We start from the raw sequence: 609 nt of genomic DNA on the forward strand, positions 1-609 counted from the left end.
AAGATGAAATCAGTGCGAATCCGAAATATGAAAAATATTTCAATGATCCAAACTTTAAAGACTTTCGTCATAGTTTTTCACAAAAAGCGCCTGAAGGAGAAAGTTATGAAGATGTATATCAACGCGTAGAACATTTTATGAATCATGTTGTCAATGAAGATACACAAAAAGATGATATTGTCATTGTTGCACATCAAGTTGTCATTCGTTGTTTGATGGTTTATTTTAACAAAGTTTCAAGGGAAGAAGCTGTGGATTTAAAGGTAGAAAATTGCAAACCATATATCATTGAATAGAAGTATAGAGGTTCTGAAAAGCTGTGTTTTATAGTGGCCTTCAGAACCTTTTTGGCATTTGGAATTTAATGGGAATCATTCTTATCAACAGACTTACCACCAATAGCTAATGTGATAATTGCGCTTATGAACAAAATAATTGAAGTTATAAATGACGCTAATGTAAAAGGTGTAAATTGTGTGAGCGATAATATCAATGATAAAAAGAACCAAGAGATAGCCCCTAGAAATTGTAAAATAGCAGAAGAAATTCTAAAACTCATATAATCATATATAGCTAAAACAAGTGAAGGTAATGCGACTAATACCATTA

Annotated in this window: 1 protein-coding gene and 1 pseudogene; one reads left to right on the forward strand and one right to left on the reverse strand. The window is 31.4% G+C overall.

The features are described from left to right. The coding region (locus tag IDG60_RS28295) for a histidine phosphatase family protein (RefSeq protein WP_164825723.1) at positions 1 to 296 on the forward strand (296 nt) is incomplete at its 5' end. Between the two features lie 65 nt (positions 297 to 361). Here the strand turns inward: IDG60_RS28295 and IDG60_RS28300 are convergent. Then, positions 362 to 609: pseudogene (locus IDG60_RS28300) on the reverse strand (hypothetical protein); the annotation flags it as partial.

This window comes from Staphylococcus sp. EG-SA-2 (assembly GCF_017152085.1).